Below are 17,700 nucleotides of genomic sequence, written 5' to 3'. Positions count from 1 at the left end.
CTTAATAGTTGAAAGTCTTGACCAGCAACAAATCACCGATCGCCCGCAGGGGCACGATGAAGGTTTCGCGTTTTTCGTCGACGGTGTTTTCGTTGAGCACCAGGGTGATCTGCGAGGTGATCACCTCGTTCTGATTACTGGTTTCCTCGAAGTTATAGCCACCATCGCCGTAGTTGCCCCAATAGTTGACGTAGACCAGATACGTGCCGTGCAGCGGCGCGGTCATGGTGAACATTTCCGGGCCGGGGCCGTCGACACCATCCGGGTCGAGGCCGCCGCCATTGCTCAGCGCCGGCCGTGCCCAAAAGGCATGCTGACCGTCGGGGGTGACAATATGCAGATCCAGCTCGGCTTTAGGGTCGTCCCATCCCAAGACAAGACGAATCCGCGCCGGCGTGCGCAGATTATTTGCTTCATAAAATTGCACGCGCTTGAGCGACTGGCCCTCGGCGCTGATCACTTCGACGCTGTTGGAACCGGCGCCAAATGCGTAGGGCCGGGCAAAACGTCCCTGATCATCGGTGTACAGATTCAATGGATTGCCGTTGACGGCGAGGCTGTGCGGCGGACGCATGTGGCCGAGGGCTTTGAGCTGGCCCTGGATCATCGTGCGATTGCGCTGAATGCCGCGATCGATCGGCGGCGTCGGGTAGGCGACCTGCGAATTTTCCGAGCGATCGAGCAGGCCGTGATAACGCCAGCCGCCGACCGGCTCGGACAATTGCGCAGCCGGCGCGGCCCACAGCACAGGCGCGCAGGCGAAGCCGATCAGCAGCAAAAGAAATGAACGCATGTGACGCCTCCTGCCATGCCTTGAACGAAACCTTGCACCCGATCCTCGGTACTTCACAGCGGTGAACTGCGTTTCGTCTGAACGCCCCGCAACTGTCGGGGCCGTAGAAGCCGCGAAGATTAGCGATTCGGCAGTTTTTTAACAATCGGATACATGTGTGATTGCTGTAGGAATCTCGCTTTCGAGAGGGCGTGAGCCGAATAGCGAAGTTATTCGGCTCATAAAATGAGCCGAATAAGCCTCAGCCCCGAAACTTCACATTAACTTTGTGACGAGGGGATTTATCCCAGCTCGGCTGCGCAGCAGTCGTAAAACCGGCGACTTCGATTTTCCTGAGAGTATCGGTTGTCTGGTTTTAGGGTTGCTACGCAACCCAGCGGGGATAAATCCCCTCGCCACGGGGTCATGTGCGCGGCTTTGGGTGGGGCGTCTCATTTGCCCATACCCCCTATCTGCTAGTGTCGCGCCGGTTTAACGTCTACCGGAAATTGCCGCCATGGCCCGCAAAAAAGCTGCACTGGATTTCGAACAATCCCTCGCCGACCTGCAAACACTGGTCGAGCGTCTGGAGAACGGTGAATTGTCGCTGGAAGACTCGCTGACCGCTTTCGAGCAGGGCATCGGCCTGACCCGTGACTGCCAGGCGGCGCTGGCCCAGGCCGAGCAGAAAGTGCAGGTGCTGCTGGAGCGCGATGGCGAGCTCGCCGAGGAACCCTTCGACGCGGATGAGCCAGAATGATCGCGGCGTATTCGGCGAGCAGTCAGGCCCGGGTCAACGCGGCGCTGGAAACGCTGTTCAACGCGCCGCTGCCGGAACTGGCGCGGCTCTACGAAGCGATGCGCTACAGCGTGATGAACGGCGGCAAGCGCGTGCGCCCGTTGCTGGCTTACGCGGCGTGCGAAGCCCTCGGCGGAAAGGCTGAACAGGCCAGTGGCGCGGCCTGTGCGGTCGAGTTGATCCACGCCTACTCGCTGGTGCATGACGATTTGCCGGCGATGGACGACGACGATCTGCGTCGCGGCCAGCCGACGACCCACAAGAAATTCGACGAAGCCTGCGCGATCCTCGCCGGTGACGGCTTGCAGAGCCTGGCCTTCAGCGCCCTGCTCGACCCGCGCCTGAGCGATTGCAGCAGCGAAATCCGTCTGCAGATGGTCACGGCGCTGGCCCACGCAGCCGGTCCGGCGGGCATGGTCGGTGGCCAGGCCATCGACCTCGGTTCGGTCGGTCTCAAGCTCGATCAAACGGCCCTCGAGCAGATGCACCGACACAAGACCGGCGCGCTGATTGAAGTCAGCGTCAAGCTTGGTGCACTGGCCAGCGGCCGCGCCCAGCCTGATCAGCTGCAGGCATTGCAGACTTATGCACAGGCCATCGGCCTGGCCTTTCAGGTGCAGGACGACATCCTCGACGTGGAAAGCGACACCGCTACCCTCGGCAAACGTCAGGGCGCCGACATTGCCCGGGACAAACCGACCTACCCGGCCCTGCTCGGCCTCGACGCTGCCAAGGCCTACGCTCTGGAACTGCGCGATCAGGCCCTGCAGGCGCTGCGACCGTTTGACGCGGCTGCCGAGCCGCTGCGCGAGCTGGCGCGGTATATCGTCGAGCGGCGCAACTGACGGCGTATCGGCCAAAAAAGACCAACGCGTGGGCAGGGGCCGATGCATCAGGTAAACTGCCGCATCTTTTATACCTATAACGATTCGCCTGATGCCCACGACGTTTCATGAGATTCCCCGCAAGCGCCCGACCACGCCCCTGCTCGACCGCGCGAACACGCCGGACGGCCTGCGCCGGTTAGGCGAAGCCGAGCTGGAAACCCTGGCCGATGAGTTGCGCCTGGAATTGCTCTACACGGTCGGCCAGACCGGTGGGCATTTCGGTGCCGGCCTGGGCGTGATCGAGCTGACCATCGCGCTGCATTACGTCTTCGACACCCCGGACGACCGTCTGCTGTGGGACGTCGGGCATCAGGCGTATCCGCACAAGATCCTCACCGGTCGCCGCGAGCGCATGGCCAGCCTGCGTCAGAAGGACGGCATTGCCGCATTCCCGCGCCGCTCCGAGAGCGAGTACGACACCTTCGGCGTCGGCCACTCCAGCACCTCGATCAGCGCTGCGCTGGGCATGGCCATTGCTGCCCGCCTGCAGGACAGCGATCGCAAGGCCATCGCCGTGATCGGCGACGGCGCGCTGACCGCCGGCATGGCTTTCGAGGCGCTCAACCATGCGCCTGAAGTCAACGCCAACATGCTGGTGATTCTCAACGACAACGATATGTCGATCTCGCGCAACGTCGGCGGGCTGTCGAATTATCTGGCGAAGATCCTTTCCAGCCGCACCTACGCAAGCATGCGCGAGGGCAGCAAGAAAGTCCTTTCGCGCCTGCCCGGCGCCTGGGAAATCGCCCGTCGTACCGAAGAATATGCCAAAGGCATGCTGGTCCCCGGCACCCTGTTCGAAGAGCTGGGCTGGAATTACATCGGCCCGATCGACGGCCACGATCTGCCAACCTTGATCGCCACCCTGCGCAACATGCGCGATCTCAAAGGCCCGCAGTTCCTGCACATCGTCACCAAGAAAGGCAAAGGCTTCGCCCCGGCGGAAGTCGACCCGATCGGCTACCACGCCATCACCAAACTCGAACCTCTGGACGCCCCGGCCGCTGCGCCGAAAGCCGCCAGCGGGCCGAAGTATTCGGCGGTGTTCGGCGAGTGGCTGTGCGACATGGCGGCGGCTGACGCTCGTCTGGTCGGGATCACCCCGGCGATGAAGGAAGGCTCGGATCTGGTGGCGTTCAGCGAGCGTTTCCCGGAGCGTTATTTCGACGTGGCGATTGCCGAGCAGCACGCGGTCACTTTCGCCGCCGGCATGGCCTGCGAAGGCGCGAAACCGGTGGTGGCGATCTATTCGACATTCCTGCAACGCGGTTACGACCAACTGGTACACGACGTCGCCGTGCAGAACCTCGACGTGCTGTTCGCCATTGACCGCGCCGGTCTGGTTGGCGAAGACGGCCCGACCCACGCTGGCAGCTATGACCTGTCCTACCTGCGCTGCATCCCGGGCATGCTCATCATGACCCCGAGCGATGAAAACGAATTGCGCAAGATGCTCACCACCGGCCACCTCTACAACGGCCCGGCGGCGGTGCGTTACCCACGCGGCAGCGGCCCGAATGCAGTCATCGAAAAAGATCTCGAAGCGATCGAAATCGGCAAGGGCATCGTCCGTCGTCAGGGCAGCAAGGTCGCCATGCTGGTGTTCGGCGTGCAACTGAGCGAAGCCTTGAAAGTCGCCGAGAAACTCGACGCCACCGTGGTCGACATGCGTTTCGTCAAACCGCTGGATGAAGCGCTGGTGCGCGAGATCGCCGGCAACCACGAGTTGCTGGTGACTATCGAAGAGAACGCAATCATGGGCGGCGCCGGTGGCGCGGTCAGCGAATTCCTCGCCCGCGAGAACATCCTCAAGTCGATGCTGCATCTGGGCTTGCCGGACATTTACGTCGAGCATGCGAAACCGGCGCAGATGCTTGCCGAGTGCGGGCTGGATGAGGCCGGGATCGAAGCGTCGATTCGCCAGCGGCTGGATTTGCTCAATAGCTGACGCAATCCTTGTAGGAGCTGCCGAAGGCTGCGATCTTTTGATCTTGCTCTTCGGCAGCTCCGGAACCTTTAAAAAGCAAAATCAAAAGATCGCAGCCTTCGGCAGCTCCTACATGGTTTTGCAAAGACCATAGATTGCCATGAAACTCTCCCGCCTCGCCCTGCCCTTCTTCCTGCTGCCAACCGCCAGTGCCGTCGCCGACACCTTCGAGCGCGATCAGGCGCTGAAGCTGCCGGACACGCTGATCAGCGCCAATCGTCAGGTCGAGGCGCGCAACGACAGCAGCGCCGCCAACACCGTGTTCACCCGCGAAGACATTGATCGCCTGCTACCAAGCGACGTGCCCGATCTGCTGCGTCGCGTGCCCGGCGTGCAAGTGGCGCAGACTGGCGGGCGCGGCAGTCTGCCGGGGATCTACATTCGCGGCACGCAATCGGCGCAGAGCCTGGTGCTGGTCGATGGCCAGCGCATCGGCAATTCGACTTCCGGCGACAGCAATCTGCAACATCTGAACATCGAGCAGATCGAGCGAGTCGAAGTGCTGCGCGGCTCGCGCTCGGTGATTTATGGCAGCGACGCGATTGGCGGGGTGATCCAGATCTTCACCCGGCGTGGCACTGGGCAAGGCTTGCAGCCACGCCTGCATCTGGGCTTCGGCAGTCAGCAGACATGGGAGCGCAGCCTCGGTTTGTCCGGCGGTGACGAGAAGACCCGCTTCAACCTCGGCGCCAGCCTCGACGAAACTGCGGGGATCGACCGTACCCACGAGTCGTATCCAAGCGACAGCGACCATGACGCCTACCGCAACAAATCCCTGAGCCTGAGCCTCAGCCACGCGCTGAACGAGGACATCGAAGTCGGCGCCAATCTGTTGGATAACCGTGGCAGGAGCGAATTCGACAGTCCGTCCGGATCGGTGCAACAGCAGCCCTATAGTGATTTCAATGTCAGCAGCATCAGCAGTTATGTCGATGCGCGGGTCAATGAAAGCTGGAAAACCCGCGTCGAGTTTGGCCATACCGAAAACCGCGAGAAGACCCTGGATAAACTCTTCGACGAACACTATTCGTTCAACACTTATCGCGATTCGGTAAATTGGCAGAATGACCTGACGCTAAATGCCCAAAACAGTCTGATCCTCGGCGGCGACTGGTACGAGGATCGCGTCAATAGCAACGCTGCATTCGACAAAGACAGCCGCTGGAACCGCGCAGCGTTCATCCAGCATCGCTATCAGGCCGACAGCTTCTCCACCGAGATCGGCGTGCGCCACGACGACAATCAGCAGTTCGGCCGCCAGAACACCTGGAGCGGCACTTTCACCCTGCCGCTCAATCCGGATAACGACGTGCTGCTGAGCTACAGCGAAGGTTTCCGCGCGCCGACCTTCAACGACCTGTACTACCCGAGCTACAGCAACCCGGATTTGAAACCCGAAACCTCAAAGAGCTACGAACTGCAATGGCGCAGCAAGCTCGGTGAAAATAGCCGTGTAGAGGCCTCGCTTTACCAAATAGACTTGAAGGACGCGATTATCTACGCGGACGGCAGGCCTCCACAGAACGTTGCGTCAGCGCGCATCAACGGTTTTGAAGCAGCGCTGAAGCAGGAGCTGTTTGGCTGGCAGAGCAATCTCGGCGTGGCAATCATTGACCCGCGAGATCGCGATACCGGGCATACGCTGGCGCGACGGGCGCGGCGCACGGCCAGTTGGGATCTTGACCGGCAGTTCGATCGCTTGGGAGTGGGCGCCAGTTGGCAGTTGGTCAGTGGCAGTTACGATGATTTGAACAACACCCAGTCGCTGGGCGGCTACGGCACGCTCGGGCTGCGCAGCAGTTGGGCGTTGAGCCGTGAGATCAAGCTGGATCTGAAGGTGGATAACCTGCTGGATAAGGGTTACAGCCGGGCGAACTACAGCTATGAAGGTGCGCAGTATGGCTATCGTGAGGAAGGTCGGGCATGGATGTTCGGGGTCACCTGGACTCCTGAACTCTGAACTGACATTTGTGTTGGTTGGCAGGCCTCTTCGCGAGCAGGCTCGCTCCCACAGTAGATTGAGTGCGGCCACACATTTTGTTTTCAGCGAAAATCCAGTGTGGGAGCGAGCCTGCTCGCGAATACAGGCGATGCGGTCTACCGATCCGGCGCGATCAATTGGCAGAGTTTGGCGGTCGCACTGATCATCTGACCACTGGGCCTTTCCAGGCCTTTGTCACTGACCAGCAACAACCGCCCCTGCCTGACCGCCGCCACCTGCGGCCAGGCCTTCCACGCCCCTAGCTGGGCCTGATCACCGGCGACAATCACCTCGGGATCACGCTGCAATACCGCCTCGATACTCACCTGTGGTGCCGGCAGATTCAGCTCGGCGAAGATATTGCGCGCGCCGCACACCTCAAGCGCATCGCTGATGATCTGCCCTCCCCCGACGGTGTACAGCGGCTTGTCCCAGACCTGATAAAACACCCGCAGCGGCACATCACGACGATAACGCTGGCGCAGATCATTCAGCTGCTCGCGCAATTCGGCCGCTCGTTTCGCCCCACGTTCAGGACGCCCCAGCTGTTTGCTGATCGCTTCAATTTGCGTCGCCAGTTGCGTCAACGTGTGCGGCTCGGCGACGAAGGTCGGAATGTTCAGACGTTTGAGCTGATCACGCTGCCCGGCGCCGACGCTGCCGGGCCAGAGCAGCAGCAAATCCGGTTTCAGGCTGAGCAAGCGCTCCATGTCGAGCTGACCGTAGCGCCCCACAGACGCAACATCGGCAATTGCCGGCGGCCGCTCGCCCGCATCCAGCACGCCGACCAACAGGTCGGCAGAGTCCAGTTCAACGACGATTTCGGAAAGCGACGGCGCGAGGCTGACCACCCGCAATGCGGCCGGCACCTGACTGCTCAGGGCGAGCAGCACAACCGCCAGCCACAGGCGAGGCATCAACCGAGTTGACGCGGAATACGGTAGAGGTAGAACAGCACGGCGGTGGACAGCGCCAGCAGCATCAACGGCACGGCTTCGAGGCCGACGAACACCGCCAGTGCGCCAATCCAGGCCGGCAGGGACGCTACCAGCAACGCCGTACGCCGACGCGCCGCAAGGGCAATCCAGGCGGCGGGTTCTTCGGCGGTATCGAGGGCTTTTTGCGTGGCGATCAGGGCGTGTTTGTAGCGGGCGAAATACTTCAGGCTGACAAACATCGAGGCGACGCCAGCGATGAACAAGGGCATCGCCAGCACTGGCAACAGGCCCTGGCCTTCACCGAACAGCGCGTTGAGCACGAACAGCGGCAACAGCGCCAGCGCCAGGTATTGCCACCAGGCCACCGACAACCGCCGCCGCACCTGGCCGCGGGTCACGCGCGGTCGGCCTCGCCCTGATGCTCGTTGCCCATCATGTGGTCGAGCTTGCTGGCCTTGGTCGCCAGGTAGAGTTTGTTGTGCGGATTGTGGCCGGTGTGCAGCGGCACGCGTTCGGCGACGACGATGCCCATGTCGGTCAGCGCTTTGACCTTGCGCGGGTTGTTGGTCATCAGACGCAGGGATTTCACGCCCAGGTGTTCGAGCATCGGCAGGCACATGGCGTAGTCGCGCTGATCGGCAGCAAAGCCCAGACGCTCGTTGGCTTCCACGGTGTCAGCGCCGCCATCCTGCAACTCGTAGGCACGGATCTTGTTCAGCAGACCGATGCCGCGCCCTTCCTGACGCAGATACAGCAGCACGCCACGGCCTTCGCGGGCGATCGCCTGCAACGCGGCTTCCAGTTGCGAGCCGCAGTCACAACGCTGGCTGAACAAGGCATCGCCGGTCAGGCATTCGGAATGCAGACGACCGAGTACCGGGGCGCCATCGGCAATTTCACCGAGGCTCAGCACGACGTGCTCACGCCCGGTGCTCTCATCGAGAAAGCCGTGCATGGTGAATTGCGCAAAAGGCGTTGGCAGCTTGGAAGCGGCGACGAAGACGACAGGCACCGATGTGCTCCTGATCTAGAAGACTGAAAATTCGCAGGCGGGCATTGTAACAGCAGGTTCCTGTAGACGCTTAGGCTGAATTATCGGGCATAAACATCAAAAAGTTTGATGACAGCTGCCGCCAGCACCGCCGCTCCCTGTAGGAGCTGTCGAGTGCAACGAGGCTGCGATCTTTTGATCTGGCTTGATATCAAGATCAAAAGATCGCAGCGTGCCACAGCTCCTACAGAGATTTGAGTCGGCTTCAGTTCGGGTTGAACGGATACGGCTGCTGCCACTTTTCGAAGACCGGCTTCAACTCTCCGCTCTTGACCAGTTCCGCCATGCGCCGGTCATACAGCGCCATTAACGCGCGAGCCTGCGGGGTATCAGCGAAACCGAGAAACAGCGGCAACTCAGCCAGATGCGAATAGCGGTACTGCGCTGGATCTGCGGCATCGCGCACGACCGCTTCAATCTCGGTCAATGCATCGATGTAGTAATCCGCCCGGCCCTGCTTGAGCATCAGCAGAATGCCGGTGCGCCGTTCGATCTGGTTGAAGCGCTGGATGTTCGGCAAGTAGTTTTCGTAACGGTAGCCGCGCACCCAGGCCAAACGGTATCTGCCCAGGGTCGCCAGGGTCGGCGGCGGGCTGCTGGCCAGGCCCAGCGCGTAGATGTGATCAGAATCGAACTTCGATTGCGGGTACAGCACGTGCTCGGCTTCGTCACGGTAGGAGCCGACCAGTGCGTCGACCTCCTTCAACTGCACCAGCCCGATCGAACGGGTGTACGGCACCGTGCGAATATCCAGCTTGACCCCGGCCGGCTCGAACACTTTGCGCAACACGTCCCACGCCAGACCGTGACCATCGGCGGCGGTGTAATCCTCCCAGTCTTCGCTGGCCAGGTGGATGACCGCAGGCACAGGCGCGGCGGCCTGCGCGTGGGCGAACGTGCCCAGCAGAGCCAGAAGCAGCAGCGCCAACCCGCGTCGCAGCATTGCGTGGTTCCTCACGTGAGTCGAATCAGGCGAATATCCATACCAGCCCTTGCATCGCCAGCCAGGCGAACACACCGGCCAGCACGTCGTCGAGCATGATGCCGACGCCGCCATGCACATGCTTGTCGATCCAGCGGATCGGCCACGGCTTGAGAATATCGAAGAAGCGGAACACCAGAAAACCCGCGAGCAACCAGTACCAGCCTTCCGGCACCAGCCACAGGGTGATCCACATGCCGACCATTTCGTCCCAGACGATGCCTTCGTGGTCGTGCACGCGCAAATCGTCAGCGACTTTCCCGCACAGCCAGAAGCCGAACAGCATGGTGATGCCGAGCATCAGCCAGTAGCCCCAGTCGGGCAGCATCTGCCACAGCGGAATGAACGGCAGCGCCACCAGCGAGCCCCACGTGCCCGGGGCTTTTGGCAACGTGCCGGAGCCGAAGCCGAACGCGAGGAAATGCCACGGATTGCGCCAGACCGAAGGAGGCACGAATTCGGCAGGAACCTGTTTCGGGTGATCTGTCACGGTGTCTCCTGAAAATGTTGGTAGCCGCGAATCTGCGGAGTGATGTCGCGTCGGTCGCGGTCCAGCAGCACCACGCCCTGGCCCGGCAGCACTTGCCCGATCACATGGATCGGCCAGCCGTCGGCCAGCAGTGCCGGCAACTCGGCGGACGGCAAGGTGAAGGCCAGTATGTAGTCATCACCACCGCTCAATGCCGCGCGCTCGGCACCGCGCTGGCCGAGAAACGCGACTAAAGCATCCGACAACGGTACACGCTCGCGTTCAATCTCAAGTCGCACCTTCGACGCCAGCGCGATATGCCCGCAATCGGCGAGCAGGCCGTCGGAGATGTCCAGTGCCGCCGTGGCCTTGCCGCGCAGGGCCTGACCGAGCGCCAGTTGCGGCTGTGGCGACCAGTAATGCTCGAGCAGCGGCTGGGCGATATGCGCTTCGGCATCACGTTGAGCCAATACCAGCGGCAAGGCGCCGGCGGCATTGCCCAGTTCGCCGCCGACGCAGAGCAGATCACCGGCCTGCGCACCGCTGCGGGTCAAGGCCTGGCCAGCGGGTACGCGGCCGAACACGGTGACCGTCAGGCTCAACGGCCCGCGCGTGGTGTCGCCGCCGACCAGGGCAACGCCGCAGCTTTGCGCCATGCGGTTCAAACCCCGGGCATAGGCTTGCAGCCAATCGGCAGTTACCGTCGGTAAGGTCAGGGCAAGGGTAAAGGCAACGGGCGCGGCGCCCATGGCGGCCAGGTCACTGACCGCGACGGCCAGCGAGCGCTGACCGAGCAGAAACGGATCGCAGGGGTCGGCGAAATGCACACCGGCCACCAGCGTATCGGTGGAAACCGCCAGCTGTTCCCCAACGGGAACTGCCAGCAAGGCGCAGTCGTCACCGATCCCCAGAGCAACGCCCTCGCCGCCCTGCGCACAAGGCGCGGCGGCGAAGAAATTGCGGATCAGCTCAAACTCGCCCATGGCCGAGAAAAAGTATTCAAGCGCCGATCAGCGCTTGAACGCCTTCACTTCAGCTTCACGCAGGCGCGGGGCCAGCTTGTCGAGCACACCGTTGACGAACTTGTGGCCGTCGGTCGAACCGAACACCTTGGCCAGTTCGATACCTTCGTTGATCACAACGCGGTACGGCACGTCGACGCGCTTGAGCAGTTCCCAGGTCGACAGGCGCAGAACCGCCAGTTCAACCGGGTCCAGCTCTTCGATCGCCAGATCCAGGCACGGCGTCAGGGCGGTGTCGATTTCGGTCTTGAACTGCGGAACCCCGTGAAGGATTTCACGGAAGTAGGCGCCGTCGACATCGGAGAAATCGTTATCAACGCGAAACTGCGCTTCGATCTCGTTCAGCGATTGCCGGGCCATGTGCCACTGGTACAGCGCTTGAGTCGCGAGCTGACGGGCTTCGCGACGCTTGGCGCTTTTCGACGGCTTGCCGGCATCCGCAGGTTTCGGATCGCGCGGGTTGAAACGATCGCTTTCGTCGCTAATCACTTGGCCTCCAACTGCGCCAGCAGGCTGACCATTTCCAGAGCGGACAGGGCAGCTTCGGCACCTTTGTTACCGGCCTTGGTGCCGGAACGTTCGATGGCTTGCTCGATGGAATCGACGGTCAGCACGCCGAACGCAACCGGTACGCCGAATTCCATGGAGACCTGGGCCAGGCCTTTGGTGCACTCGCCAGCCACGTATTCGAAGTGCGGAGTACCGCCACGAATGACCGCGCCAAGGGCGATGATCGCTGCGAACTCGCCTTTCTGGGCGACTTTCTGCGCAACCAGCGGGATTTCGAAGGCGCCCGGTGCGCGGATGATGGTGATGTCGCTTTCGCTCACGCCGTGGCGAACCAGGGCATCAACGGCACCGCTGACCAGGCTTTCAACCACGAAGCTGTTGAAGCGGCCCACTACCAGAGCGTAGCGGCCTTTAGGGGCGATGAAGGTACCTTCGATGGTCTTCAGGGTCATTCGTCAGTTCTCTTAAAGAGCCGGGACGCGTCTGCTACGCGCCCCTCAGTGATTATTTGCCGCGAATCGGAGTCCGGAAACAGCCGGTCATTATTCGGAGGGCACGTATTCTACAACTTCCAGATCGAAACCGGATATCGCATTGAACTTCATTGGTGCCGACATCAAGCGCATTTTGCGCACGCCGAGGTCACGCAGGATCTGCGAACCGGCCCCGACAATGCTGTAGGTGGTCGGTTTTTCGGCGCTGCCTGCTCGCCGGTTTCACGGATATGCGCCAGCAGCACGTCACCATCAAGCGGGTGACCGAGCAGCAGCACCACACCGCTGCCGGCCTCGGCGACCGCAGCCATGGCGGCGCGCAGGCTCCAGCGGCCCGGTTGCTTGACCATCAGCAGATCGCGCAGCGGATCCATGTTGTGCACGCGAACCAGCGTCGGCTCCTCAGCGCAGACAGTGCCCAGCGTCAGGGCCATGTGCACGTCGCCTTCCACCGAATCACGATAGGTCACCAGGTTGAATTGGCCCAGTTCGCTATCCAGCGGCTGCTCGGCAATCCGCTGAACGGTACGTTCGTGGATCATCCGGTAGTGAATCAGGTCGGCGATGGTGCCGATCTTGATGTTGTGTTCGGCGGCGAATGCTTCGAGTTCAGCGCGACGGGACATGGTGCCGTCGTCGTTCATCACTTCGCAGATCACTCCGCTGGGCTCGAAACCGGCCATGCGCGCCAGGTCGCAAGCGGCTTCGGTGTGGCCGGCGCGAGCTAGGGTGCCGCCGGCCTGGGCCATCAGCGGGAAAATGTGGCCCGGGCTGACGATGTCTTCAGCCTTGGCGTCTTTGGCGGCTGCCGCTTGCACAGTGCGCGCGCGATCGGCGGCGGAGATGCCGGTGGTCACGCCTTCGGCGGCTTCGATCGAAACGGTGAACTTGGTGCCGAAACCGGAACCGTTGCGTGGCGCCATCAGCGGCAGCTTCAACAGTTCGCAGCGCTCACGGCTCATCGGCATGCAGATCAGGCCACGGGCGTGCTTGGCCATGAAGTTGATGTGTTCGGCCTGGCAGCATTCGGCGGCCATGATCAGGTCGCCTTCGTTCTCGCGGTCTTCGTCATCCATGAGGATGACCATCTTGCCTTGGCGGATGTCTTCAACCAGTTCTTCGATGCTATTGAGCGCCACAAGGCACCCCCTTCTTTTGAATTATTTGAGGTAGCCGTTTTGGGCCAGAAAGCTTTCGGTGATGGTGCTGCCGGCGGTCTTTTCCGCAGCCTTGTCACCCAGCAGCAGACGCTCCAGATAACGCGCCAGCAGGTCGACTTCCAGATTCACCCGGCGGCCCGGCTTGTAAGAAGCCATGATGGTTTCGCTGAGGGTGTGCGGAATGATCGTCAGCATGAATTCGGCGCCATCGACTTCGTTCACGGTCAGGCTGGTGCCGTCGACGGTGATCGAGCCTTTATGGGCGATGTACTTGGCCAGTTCTTTCGGCGCACGGATGCGAAATTCCACGGCGCGGGCATTGTCGCTGCGCGATACCACTTCACCGACGCCGTCGACGTGTCCGCTGACCAGATGCCCGCCGAGGCGAGTGGTCGGGGTCAGGGCTTTTTCCAGATTGACCGGGCTGCCGCTTTTCAGGTCATTCATGGCGGTGCAATCAAGGGTTTCGCGGCTGACGTCGGCGGCAAAGCCGTCGCCCGGCAACTCGACGGCGGTCAGGCAAACGCCGTTGACCGCGATGCTGTCGCCGAGTTTGACGTCGCTCAGATCGAGCTTGCCGGTTGCGACGTGCACCCGCACATCACCGCCCTTTGGGGTCAGTGCGCGGATACTGCCGATGGATTCGATGATGCCGGTGAACATGGGGTTCTCCTTGAGAACGAGGCCAGCGCTAACGCAATGGCCGGGAATTATACGCGGGCTGAAGGGACAGGGATCGCAGTGACTCGCCAGTCATCGCCCACCGCGCGGATTTCAGTGATTTTCAGTTCCGGCGCTTCTTTCATCTGCGCCAGCGGCCAGTCGAGCAGCGGACGCGCCGTGGAGCCGAGGAATTTGCCGGCAATGAAGATCACGAACTCGTCGACCAGCCCCAGTTGCGCAAAGGCGCCGGCCAGACGCGGACCGGCCTCGACCAGCACCTCGTTGGTGCCACGACTAGCCAGTTCGATAAGCAATTGATGCAGATCGACCTGGCCGTCGGCACCCGGCACGATCAGGCATTCCGGGCCATTGGCGTATTGCTCCTCGACCGCGACACAGGTGGCGACCAGCGCCGGCCCGGCCTTGAAGAACGGCGCATCCAGCGGCACTCGCAGGCGGCCATCGATCAATACGCGCAATGGTGGGCGACTCATGGCCAGCGCGGTTTGCTCGCTGTCGAGACCGAGTTCGTCCGCGCGCACGGTCAACCGAGCGCCGTCGGCCAGCACCGTATCGGCGCCGGTCAGCACCACCGCCGCCTCAGCGCGCAAACGCTGCACCGCCGAACGCGCCGCCGGGCCGGTGATCCATTGGCTCTCGCCGCTTTCCATCGCCGTGCGCCCGTCGAGGCTCATGGCCAACTTGACCCGCACGAACGGCAAGCCATGTTCCATGCGTTTCAGAAAACCTTGATTGAGCTTGCGCGCCTCAGCTTCCAGCACACCACTTTCCGTGGCGATACCGGCCTCGGCCAGGCGCTGCAAACCGCGCCCGGCGACTTGTGGATTGGGATCACGCATCGCCGCCACGACCCGGGCAACGCCAGCAGTCACCAAGGCATCGGCACACGGCGGTGTGCGGCCATGGTGGCTGCAAGGTTCGAGGGTCACATACGCCGTCGCGCCCCGGGCCAGTTCACCGGCCGCGCGCAGGGCGTGGACTTCGGCATGGGGTTCGCCGGCGCGCTCATGCCAGCCTTCGCCGACAATCTGCCCGTCACGCACCAGCACGCAACCGACTCGTGGATTGGGATGAGTGGTGTAGTGGCCCTTGCGCGCCAGTTCCAGCGCGCGCGCCATGAAATGCGCGTCGAGGATCGCCTGCTCGGCGGCGGTGGTCATTCTTTCACCGGTTCGCGGGCGAGGCGGTCGATCTCTTCGCGGAATTCATTGAGGTCCTGAAAGCGCTTGTACACCGAAGCGAAACGGATATAGGCGACTTCATCGAGCTTTTGCAGCTCGGCCATGACCAGTTCGCCGACCACGAGGGACTTGACCTCGCGCTCGCCGGTGGCGCGCAGCTTGTGCTTGATGTGGACCAGAGAGGATTCGAGGCGCTCGACGCTGACCGGACGTTTCTCCAGCGCGCGCTGCATGCCGGCGCGGAGTTTTTCTTCGTCGAACGGTTGGCGGCTGCCGTCGGTTTTGATCAGGCGCGGCAACACCAGTTCGGCCGTCTCGAACGTCGTGAAACGTTCGCCGCAGGCCAGGCATTCACGCCGGCGGCGCACCTGTTCGCCCTCGGCGACCAGACGCGAGTCGATGACCTTGGTGTCGTTGGCACCGCAGAAGGGACAGTGCATGGTGGCTGGCAACAAAAAATGGGAGGGCCATGGTAGCGCATCCCCGTGGCAAGACAAGCCATAGGCTTTGCGGTATACAGAACGGCATGATCGTCTGATCCATGGAATTCATTCTGCCGGAGCCTCCAATGCCGTTACGTCCGCTCGTTCTGCTCAGTCTTTTCAGCCTGCTGGTGGCCTGTGGCAGCGACGCACCCAAGCCGCAACCGCCGACGCCAGGCCCCGCGCCGCAGCAGGCGCAGAAAAAAGCCAAAGAGGCTGCCGAACTCGGCCCGCTGCCGGCGCATCAGCGCGAATTGAGCGGCAGCCTGCAAGGGGTGCCGGCCGGCGCCGAAGTCGAACTGGCGCTGCTGGTGATCGATGAAAAGGACCGCCCACAGCAACTGCTCGCCAGTTCCAGCCTGATCGGCAACAACCAGATCCTGCCGTTTCACCTGCGGTTCAACCCCGAGGCATTTCCGGCCGGCGCACGGGTCGAGCTGCGCGGTCGCGCCAGCCAGTCCGGGCAACTGATCCTGCATCTACCGTCGCAGACCATCACCCAACCGACCACTCAGGCGTTGGGCCAGCTGCAATTCGTCAAAGCGCCATGACAGCACCGCTCGACCTGCAACAGGCCTTGGGGGAGTTGCTCGGCGACGCCAGACTGAAAGCCTGCGCGTTGCCGGGCACCGATTTGCAGCTGTGGTTGATCGACGGCGACAACATGGCCCGCGAATTCAGCCAGGAAGAAACCCGGCGCATCCTGCATGAACCGCCGTATTGGAGTTTTTGCTGGGCCAGCGGCCTGGCCGTGGCGCGTTATCTGGCACAGTTTCCCGACTGGGTGCGCGGCAAGCGCGTGCTGGATTTCGGCGCTGGTTCCGGGATTGCCGGGATCGCGGCGGTGAAGGCCGGGGCGCTGGAAGTGGTGGCGTGCGATCTCGATCCGTTGGCGATCGCCGCTTGCCGGGCAAATGCCGAGCTCAATGCTGTGCAGATGAGCTACTCGACGGATTTCTTTGCCGAAGCCGATCGCTTCGATCTGATCCTGGTCGCCGACGTGCTGTACGACCGGGCGAACTTGCCGCTGCTCGACGCGTTTCTCAGTCGCGGACGCGAGGCGCTGGTGGCGGATTCACGGGTGCGGGATTTTCGGCATCCGTTGTATGAACGGATCGAGATGCTGGAGGCGATGACCCTCCCCGATCTGGCCGAGCCCGAAGAATTCAGACATGTCAGCCTCTACCATGCGCGCCGTTAGTTAAAAGCATCGCGGGCAAGCCCGCTCCCACAGGGTCTGAAGTCGTCCGCAGATTTTGCGTAATACCCAAAACACTGTGGGAGCGGGCTTGCCCGCGATAGCGTCCTTCCAGGCGACACATATCTCAAAACCTGCCCGGCTTCCGGCCGCACCCCACCACGCCGTATAGTTGCCCCATTCCAAGCTTCTTCGACGAGATCCCCCATGAGTGAGCAAACGCCGTATATCTTCGACGCCACGACTGCCGATTTCGACCAGTCGGTGATCGAAGCCTCCTTCAACAAACCGGTGCTGGTGGATTTCTGGGCCGAATGGTGTGCGCCGTGCAAGGCGTTGATGCCGATGCTGCAAGGCATTGCCGAGAGCTATCAGGGCGAGTTGCTGCTGGCCAAGGTCAACTGCGACATCGAGCAGGACATCGTCGCCCGCTTCGGCATTCGCAGCCTGCCGACCGTGGTGCTGTTCAAGGATGGTCAGCCGGTCGATGGCTTTGCCGGCGCACAACCGGAATCCGCCGTGCGCGCCCTGCTCGAACCGCATGTGCAGATGCCGCCACCGGCCGCTGCCGACCCGTTCGAACAGGCCCAAGCGATGTTCGACGAAGGTCACTTCGCCGAGGCGGAAGCGGTGCTGGTGACCATTCTCAATGAAGACAATACCAACGCCAAAGCGCTGATCCTTTACGCACGCTGCCTGACCGAACGCGGTGAGCTGGGCGAAGCGCAAACCGTGCTCGACGCGGTCAAGAGCGATGAGCACAAAGCCGCACTCGCTGGGGCCAAGGCGCAGATCCAGTTCCTCGGCCTCGCCCGCGACCTGCCGGACGCCGCCGACCTGAAGAGCCGCCTGGCGCAAAATCCGCAGGATGATGAAGCGGTGTACCAACTGGCGATCCAGCAACTGGCGCGCCAGCAATACGAAGCGGCGCTGGACGCCTTGCTGAAGCTATTCATCCGCAACCGCAACTATGGCGAAGGCTTGCCGCACAAGACCTTGCTGCAGGTGTTCGAACTGCTGGGCAATGATCATCCGTTGGTGACGGTGTATCGCCGCAAGATGTTTGCTGCGCTTTATTGAGAGCAAAAGATCGCAGCGGGCCG

General features: G+C 62.1%; 19 protein-coding genes and 1 pseudogene. 7 read left to right on the top strand and 13 right to left on the bottom strand.

Annotated elements, in window-relative coordinates; all coding sequences use genetic code 11:
* Nucleotide 1: 1 nt before the first annotated feature.
* Nucleotides 2–793, bottom strand: a complete 792-nt coding sequence (locus tag ACZZ0K_RS00535; protein WP_150742325.1) for a YfaP family protein — start codon at nt 791–793, stop codon at nt 2–4.
* A gap of 496 nt (nt 794–1,289) precedes the next feature.
* On the opposite strand from ACZZ0K_RS00535, the gene ACZZ0K_RS00530 reads away from it, so the two are divergent.
* The 4 genes from ACZZ0K_RS00530 (at nt 1,290) to ACZZ0K_RS00515 (ending at nt 6,405) form a co-directional block, all read left to right on the top strand.
* Nucleotides 1,290–1,532, top strand: coding sequence for an exodeoxyribonuclease VII small subunit (locus ACZZ0K_RS00530; RefSeq protein WP_016772991.1), 243 nt, complete (start codon nt 1,290–1,292; stop codon nt 1,530–1,532).
* Complete coding sequence (gene ispA / locus ACZZ0K_RS00525; protein WP_041477698.1) at nt 1,529–2,416, top strand: (2E,6E)-farnesyl diphosphate synthase; 888 nt, start codon at nt 1,529–1,531, stop codon at nt 2,414–2,416. The genes ACZZ0K_RS00530 and ispA overlap by 4 nt, the downstream gene beginning before the upstream one ends.
* A 91-nt stretch (nt 2,417–2,507) precedes the next feature.
* Nucleotides 2,508–4,406 carry a 1-deoxy-D-xylulose-5-phosphate synthase gene (gene dxs, locus ACZZ0K_RS00520; protein WP_150638375.1) on the top strand — a complete coding sequence of 633 codons (1,899 nt, stop codon included), beginning with the start codon at nt 2,508–2,510 and terminating at the stop codon, nt 4,404–4,406.
* Nucleotides 4,407–4,545: 139 nt separating this feature from the next.
* Complete coding sequence (locus ACZZ0K_RS00515; protein WP_463558928.1) at nt 4,546–6,405, top strand: TonB-dependent receptor domain-containing protein; 1,860 nt, start codon at nt 4,546–4,548, stop codon at nt 6,403–6,405.
* A gap of 137 nt (nt 6,406–6,542) precedes the next feature.
* Here ACZZ0K_RS00515 and ACZZ0K_RS00510 read toward each other — a convergent pair whose 3' ends face one another.
* From ACZZ0K_RS00510 to nrdR, 12 genes and pseudogenes are all read right to left on the bottom strand, one after another.
* Nucleotides 6,543–7,343: a cobalamin-binding protein gene (locus ACZZ0K_RS00510; protein WP_252882747.1), complete on the bottom strand. Its 801-nt coding sequence runs from the start codon at nt 7,341–7,343 to the stop codon at nt 6,543–6,545.
* Nucleotides 7,343–7,762: an MFS transporter gene (locus ACZZ0K_RS00505; RefSeq protein WP_073475718.1), complete on the bottom strand. Its 420-nt coding sequence runs from the start codon at nt 7,760–7,762 to the stop codon at nt 7,343–7,345. Before ACZZ0K_RS00505 ends, ACZZ0K_RS00510 begins: the two co-directional genes overlap by 1 nt.
* A complete protein-coding gene (ribA, locus tag ACZZ0K_RS00500) occupies nt 7,759–8,376 on the bottom strand; it encodes a GTP cyclohydrolase II (RefSeq protein WP_041477692.1) in 618 nt (205 codons plus the stop codon). Before ribA ends, ACZZ0K_RS00505 begins: the two co-directional genes overlap by 4 nt.
* Before the next feature lie 244 nt (nt 8,377–8,620).
* Nucleotides 8,621–9,358, bottom strand: a complete 738-nt coding sequence (locus ACZZ0K_RS00495) for a substrate-binding periplasmic protein (RefSeq protein ID WP_258707246.1) — start codon at nt 9,356–9,358, stop codon at nt 8,621–8,623.
* Between the two features lie 25 nt (nt 9,359–9,383).
* On the bottom strand, nt 9,384–9,887 hold the full coding sequence (locus ACZZ0K_RS00490) for a phosphatidylglycerophosphatase A family protein (protein WP_024014487.1): 504 nt from the start codon (nt 9,885–9,887) through the stop codon (nt 9,384–9,386).
* Entirely contained in the window at nt 9,884–10,849 is a 966-nt protein-coding gene (thiL, locus tag ACZZ0K_RS00485; RefSeq protein ID WP_258707247.1) for a thiamine-phosphate kinase, read from the bottom strand. The genes ACZZ0K_RS00490 and thiL overlap by 4 nt, the downstream gene beginning before the upstream one ends.
* A 27-nt stretch (nt 10,850–10,876) precedes the next feature.
* Nucleotides 10,877–11,377 carry a transcription antitermination factor NusB gene (gene nusB, locus ACZZ0K_RS00480; RefSeq protein WP_122506600.1) on the bottom strand — a complete coding sequence of 167 codons (501 nt, stop codon included), beginning with the start codon at nt 11,375–11,377 and terminating at the stop codon, nt 10,877–10,879.
* Entirely contained in the window at nt 11,374–11,850 is a 477-nt protein-coding gene (gene ribH, locus ACZZ0K_RS00475) for a 6,7-dimethyl-8-ribityllumazine synthase (protein ID WP_003228649.1), read from the bottom strand. The genes nusB and ribH overlap by 4 nt, the downstream gene beginning before the upstream one ends.
* 90 nt (nt 11,851–11,940) lie before the next feature.
* Nucleotides 11,941–13,031 (bottom strand): annotated as a pseudogene (gene ribBA, locus ACZZ0K_RS00470) (bifunctional 3,4-dihydroxy-2-butanone-4-phosphate synthase/GTP cyclohydrolase II).
* 21 nt (nt 13,032–13,052) lie between these two features.
* Complete coding sequence (locus ACZZ0K_RS00465; protein WP_016772981.1) at nt 13,053–13,715, bottom strand: riboflavin synthase; 663 nt, start codon at nt 13,713–13,715, stop codon at nt 13,053–13,055.
* A gap of 47 nt (nt 13,716–13,762) precedes the next feature.
* Nucleotides 13,763–14,896 (bottom strand): bifunctional diaminohydroxyphosphoribosylaminopyrimidine deaminase/5-amino-6-(5-phosphoribosylamino)uracil reductase RibD, encoded by a 1,134-nt coding sequence (gene ribD / locus ACZZ0K_RS00460; RefSeq protein WP_258707248.1) that lies wholly within the window; start codon nt 14,894–14,896, stop codon nt 13,763–13,765.
* A complete protein-coding gene (gene nrdR / locus ACZZ0K_RS00455) occupies nt 14,893–15,357 on the bottom strand; it encodes a transcriptional regulator NrdR (protein ID WP_007910946.1) in 465 nt (154 codons plus the stop codon). Before nrdR ends, ribD begins: the two co-directional genes overlap by 4 nt.
* A gap of 128 nt (nt 15,358–15,485) precedes the next feature.
* Between nrdR and ACZZ0K_RS00450 the strand changes: the two genes are divergently transcribed.
* The 3 genes from ACZZ0K_RS00450 (at nt 15,486) to trxA (ending at nt 17,677) form a co-directional block, all read left to right on the top strand.
* A complete protein-coding gene (locus ACZZ0K_RS00450; RefSeq protein WP_024014493.1) occupies nt 15,486–15,950 on the top strand; it encodes a YbaY family lipoprotein in 465 nt (154 codons plus the stop codon).
* The gene (locus ACZZ0K_RS00445; protein ID WP_150742334.1) at nt 15,947–16,600 is read left to right on the top strand and encodes a class I SAM-dependent methyltransferase; all 654 of its coding nucleotides are present in this window, start codon (nt 15,947–15,949) and stop codon (nt 16,598–16,600) included. The genes ACZZ0K_RS00450 and ACZZ0K_RS00445 overlap by 4 nt, the downstream gene beginning before the upstream one ends.
* A gap of 204 nt (nt 16,601–16,804) precedes the next feature.
* Nucleotides 16,805–17,677 carry a thioredoxin gene (gene trxA / locus ACZZ0K_RS00440; protein WP_258707249.1) on the top strand — a complete coding sequence of 291 codons (873 nt, stop codon included), beginning with the start codon at nt 16,805–16,807 and terminating at the stop codon, nt 17,675–17,677.
* Nucleotides 17,678–17,700 lie beyond the last annotated feature (23 nt).

The sequence above is a fragment of the Pseudomonas sp. AC255 genome (assembly GCF_979258175.1).
This window is presented reverse-complemented; position numbering and strand designations above follow the sequence as displayed.

Excerpts from the sequence above, each read along its gene's own strand:
- ACZZ0K_RS00535 (WP_150742325.1), bottom strand. The coding sequence starts at position 793 with ATGCGTTCATTTCTTTTGCTGCTGATCGGCTTCGCCTGCGCGCCTGTG.
- ACZZ0K_RS00530 (WP_016772991.1), top strand. The coding sequence starts at position 1,290 with ATGGCCCGCAAAAAAGCTGCACTGGATTTCGAACAATCCCTCGCCGAC.
- ispA (WP_041477698.1), top strand. The coding sequence starts at position 1,529 with ATGATCGCGGCGTATTCGGCGAGCAGTCAGGCCCGGGTCAACGCGGCG.
- dxs (WP_150638375.1), top strand. The coding sequence starts at position 2,508 with ATGCCCACGACGTTTCATGAGATTCCCCGCAAGCGCCCGACCACGCCC.
- ACZZ0K_RS00515 (WP_463558928.1), top strand. The coding sequence starts at position 4,546 with ATGAAACTCTCCCGCCTCGCCCTGCCCTTCTTCCTGCTGCCAACCGCC.
- ACZZ0K_RS00510 (WP_252882747.1), bottom strand. The coding sequence starts at position 7,343 with ATGCCTCGCCTGTGGCTGGCGGTTGTGCTGCTCGCCCTGAGCAGTCAG.
- ACZZ0K_RS00495 (WP_258707246.1), bottom strand. The coding sequence starts at position 9,358 with ATGCTGCGACGCGGGTTGGCGCTGCTGCTTCTGGCTCTGCTGGGCACG.
- thiL (WP_258707247.1), bottom strand. The coding sequence starts at position 10,849 with ATGGGCGAGTTTGAGCTGATCCGCAATTTCTTCGCCGCCGCGCCTTGT.
- ribH (WP_003228649.1), bottom strand. The coding sequence starts at position 11,850 with ATGACCCTGAAGACCATCGAAGGTACCTTCATCGCCCCTAAAGGCCGC.
- ACZZ0K_RS00465 (WP_016772981.1), bottom strand. The coding sequence starts at position 13,715 with ATGTTCACCGGCATCATCGAATCCATCGGCAGTATCCGCGCACTGACC.
- ribD (WP_258707248.1), bottom strand. The coding sequence starts at position 14,896 with ATGACCACCGCCGCCGAGCAGGCGATCCTCGACGCGCATTTCATGGCG.
- nrdR (WP_007910946.1), bottom strand. The coding sequence starts at position 15,357 with ATGCACTGTCCCTTCTGCGGTGCCAACGACACCAAGGTCATCGACTCG.
- ACZZ0K_RS00450 (WP_024014493.1), top strand. The coding sequence starts at position 15,486 with ATGCCGTTACGTCCGCTCGTTCTGCTCAGTCTTTTCAGCCTGCTGGTG.
- ACZZ0K_RS00445 (WP_150742334.1), top strand. The coding sequence starts at position 15,947 with ATGACAGCACCGCTCGACCTGCAACAGGCCTTGGGGGAGTTGCTCGGC.
- trxA (WP_258707249.1), top strand. The coding sequence starts at position 16,805 with ATGAGTGAGCAAACGCCGTATATCTTCGACGCCACGACTGCCGATTTC.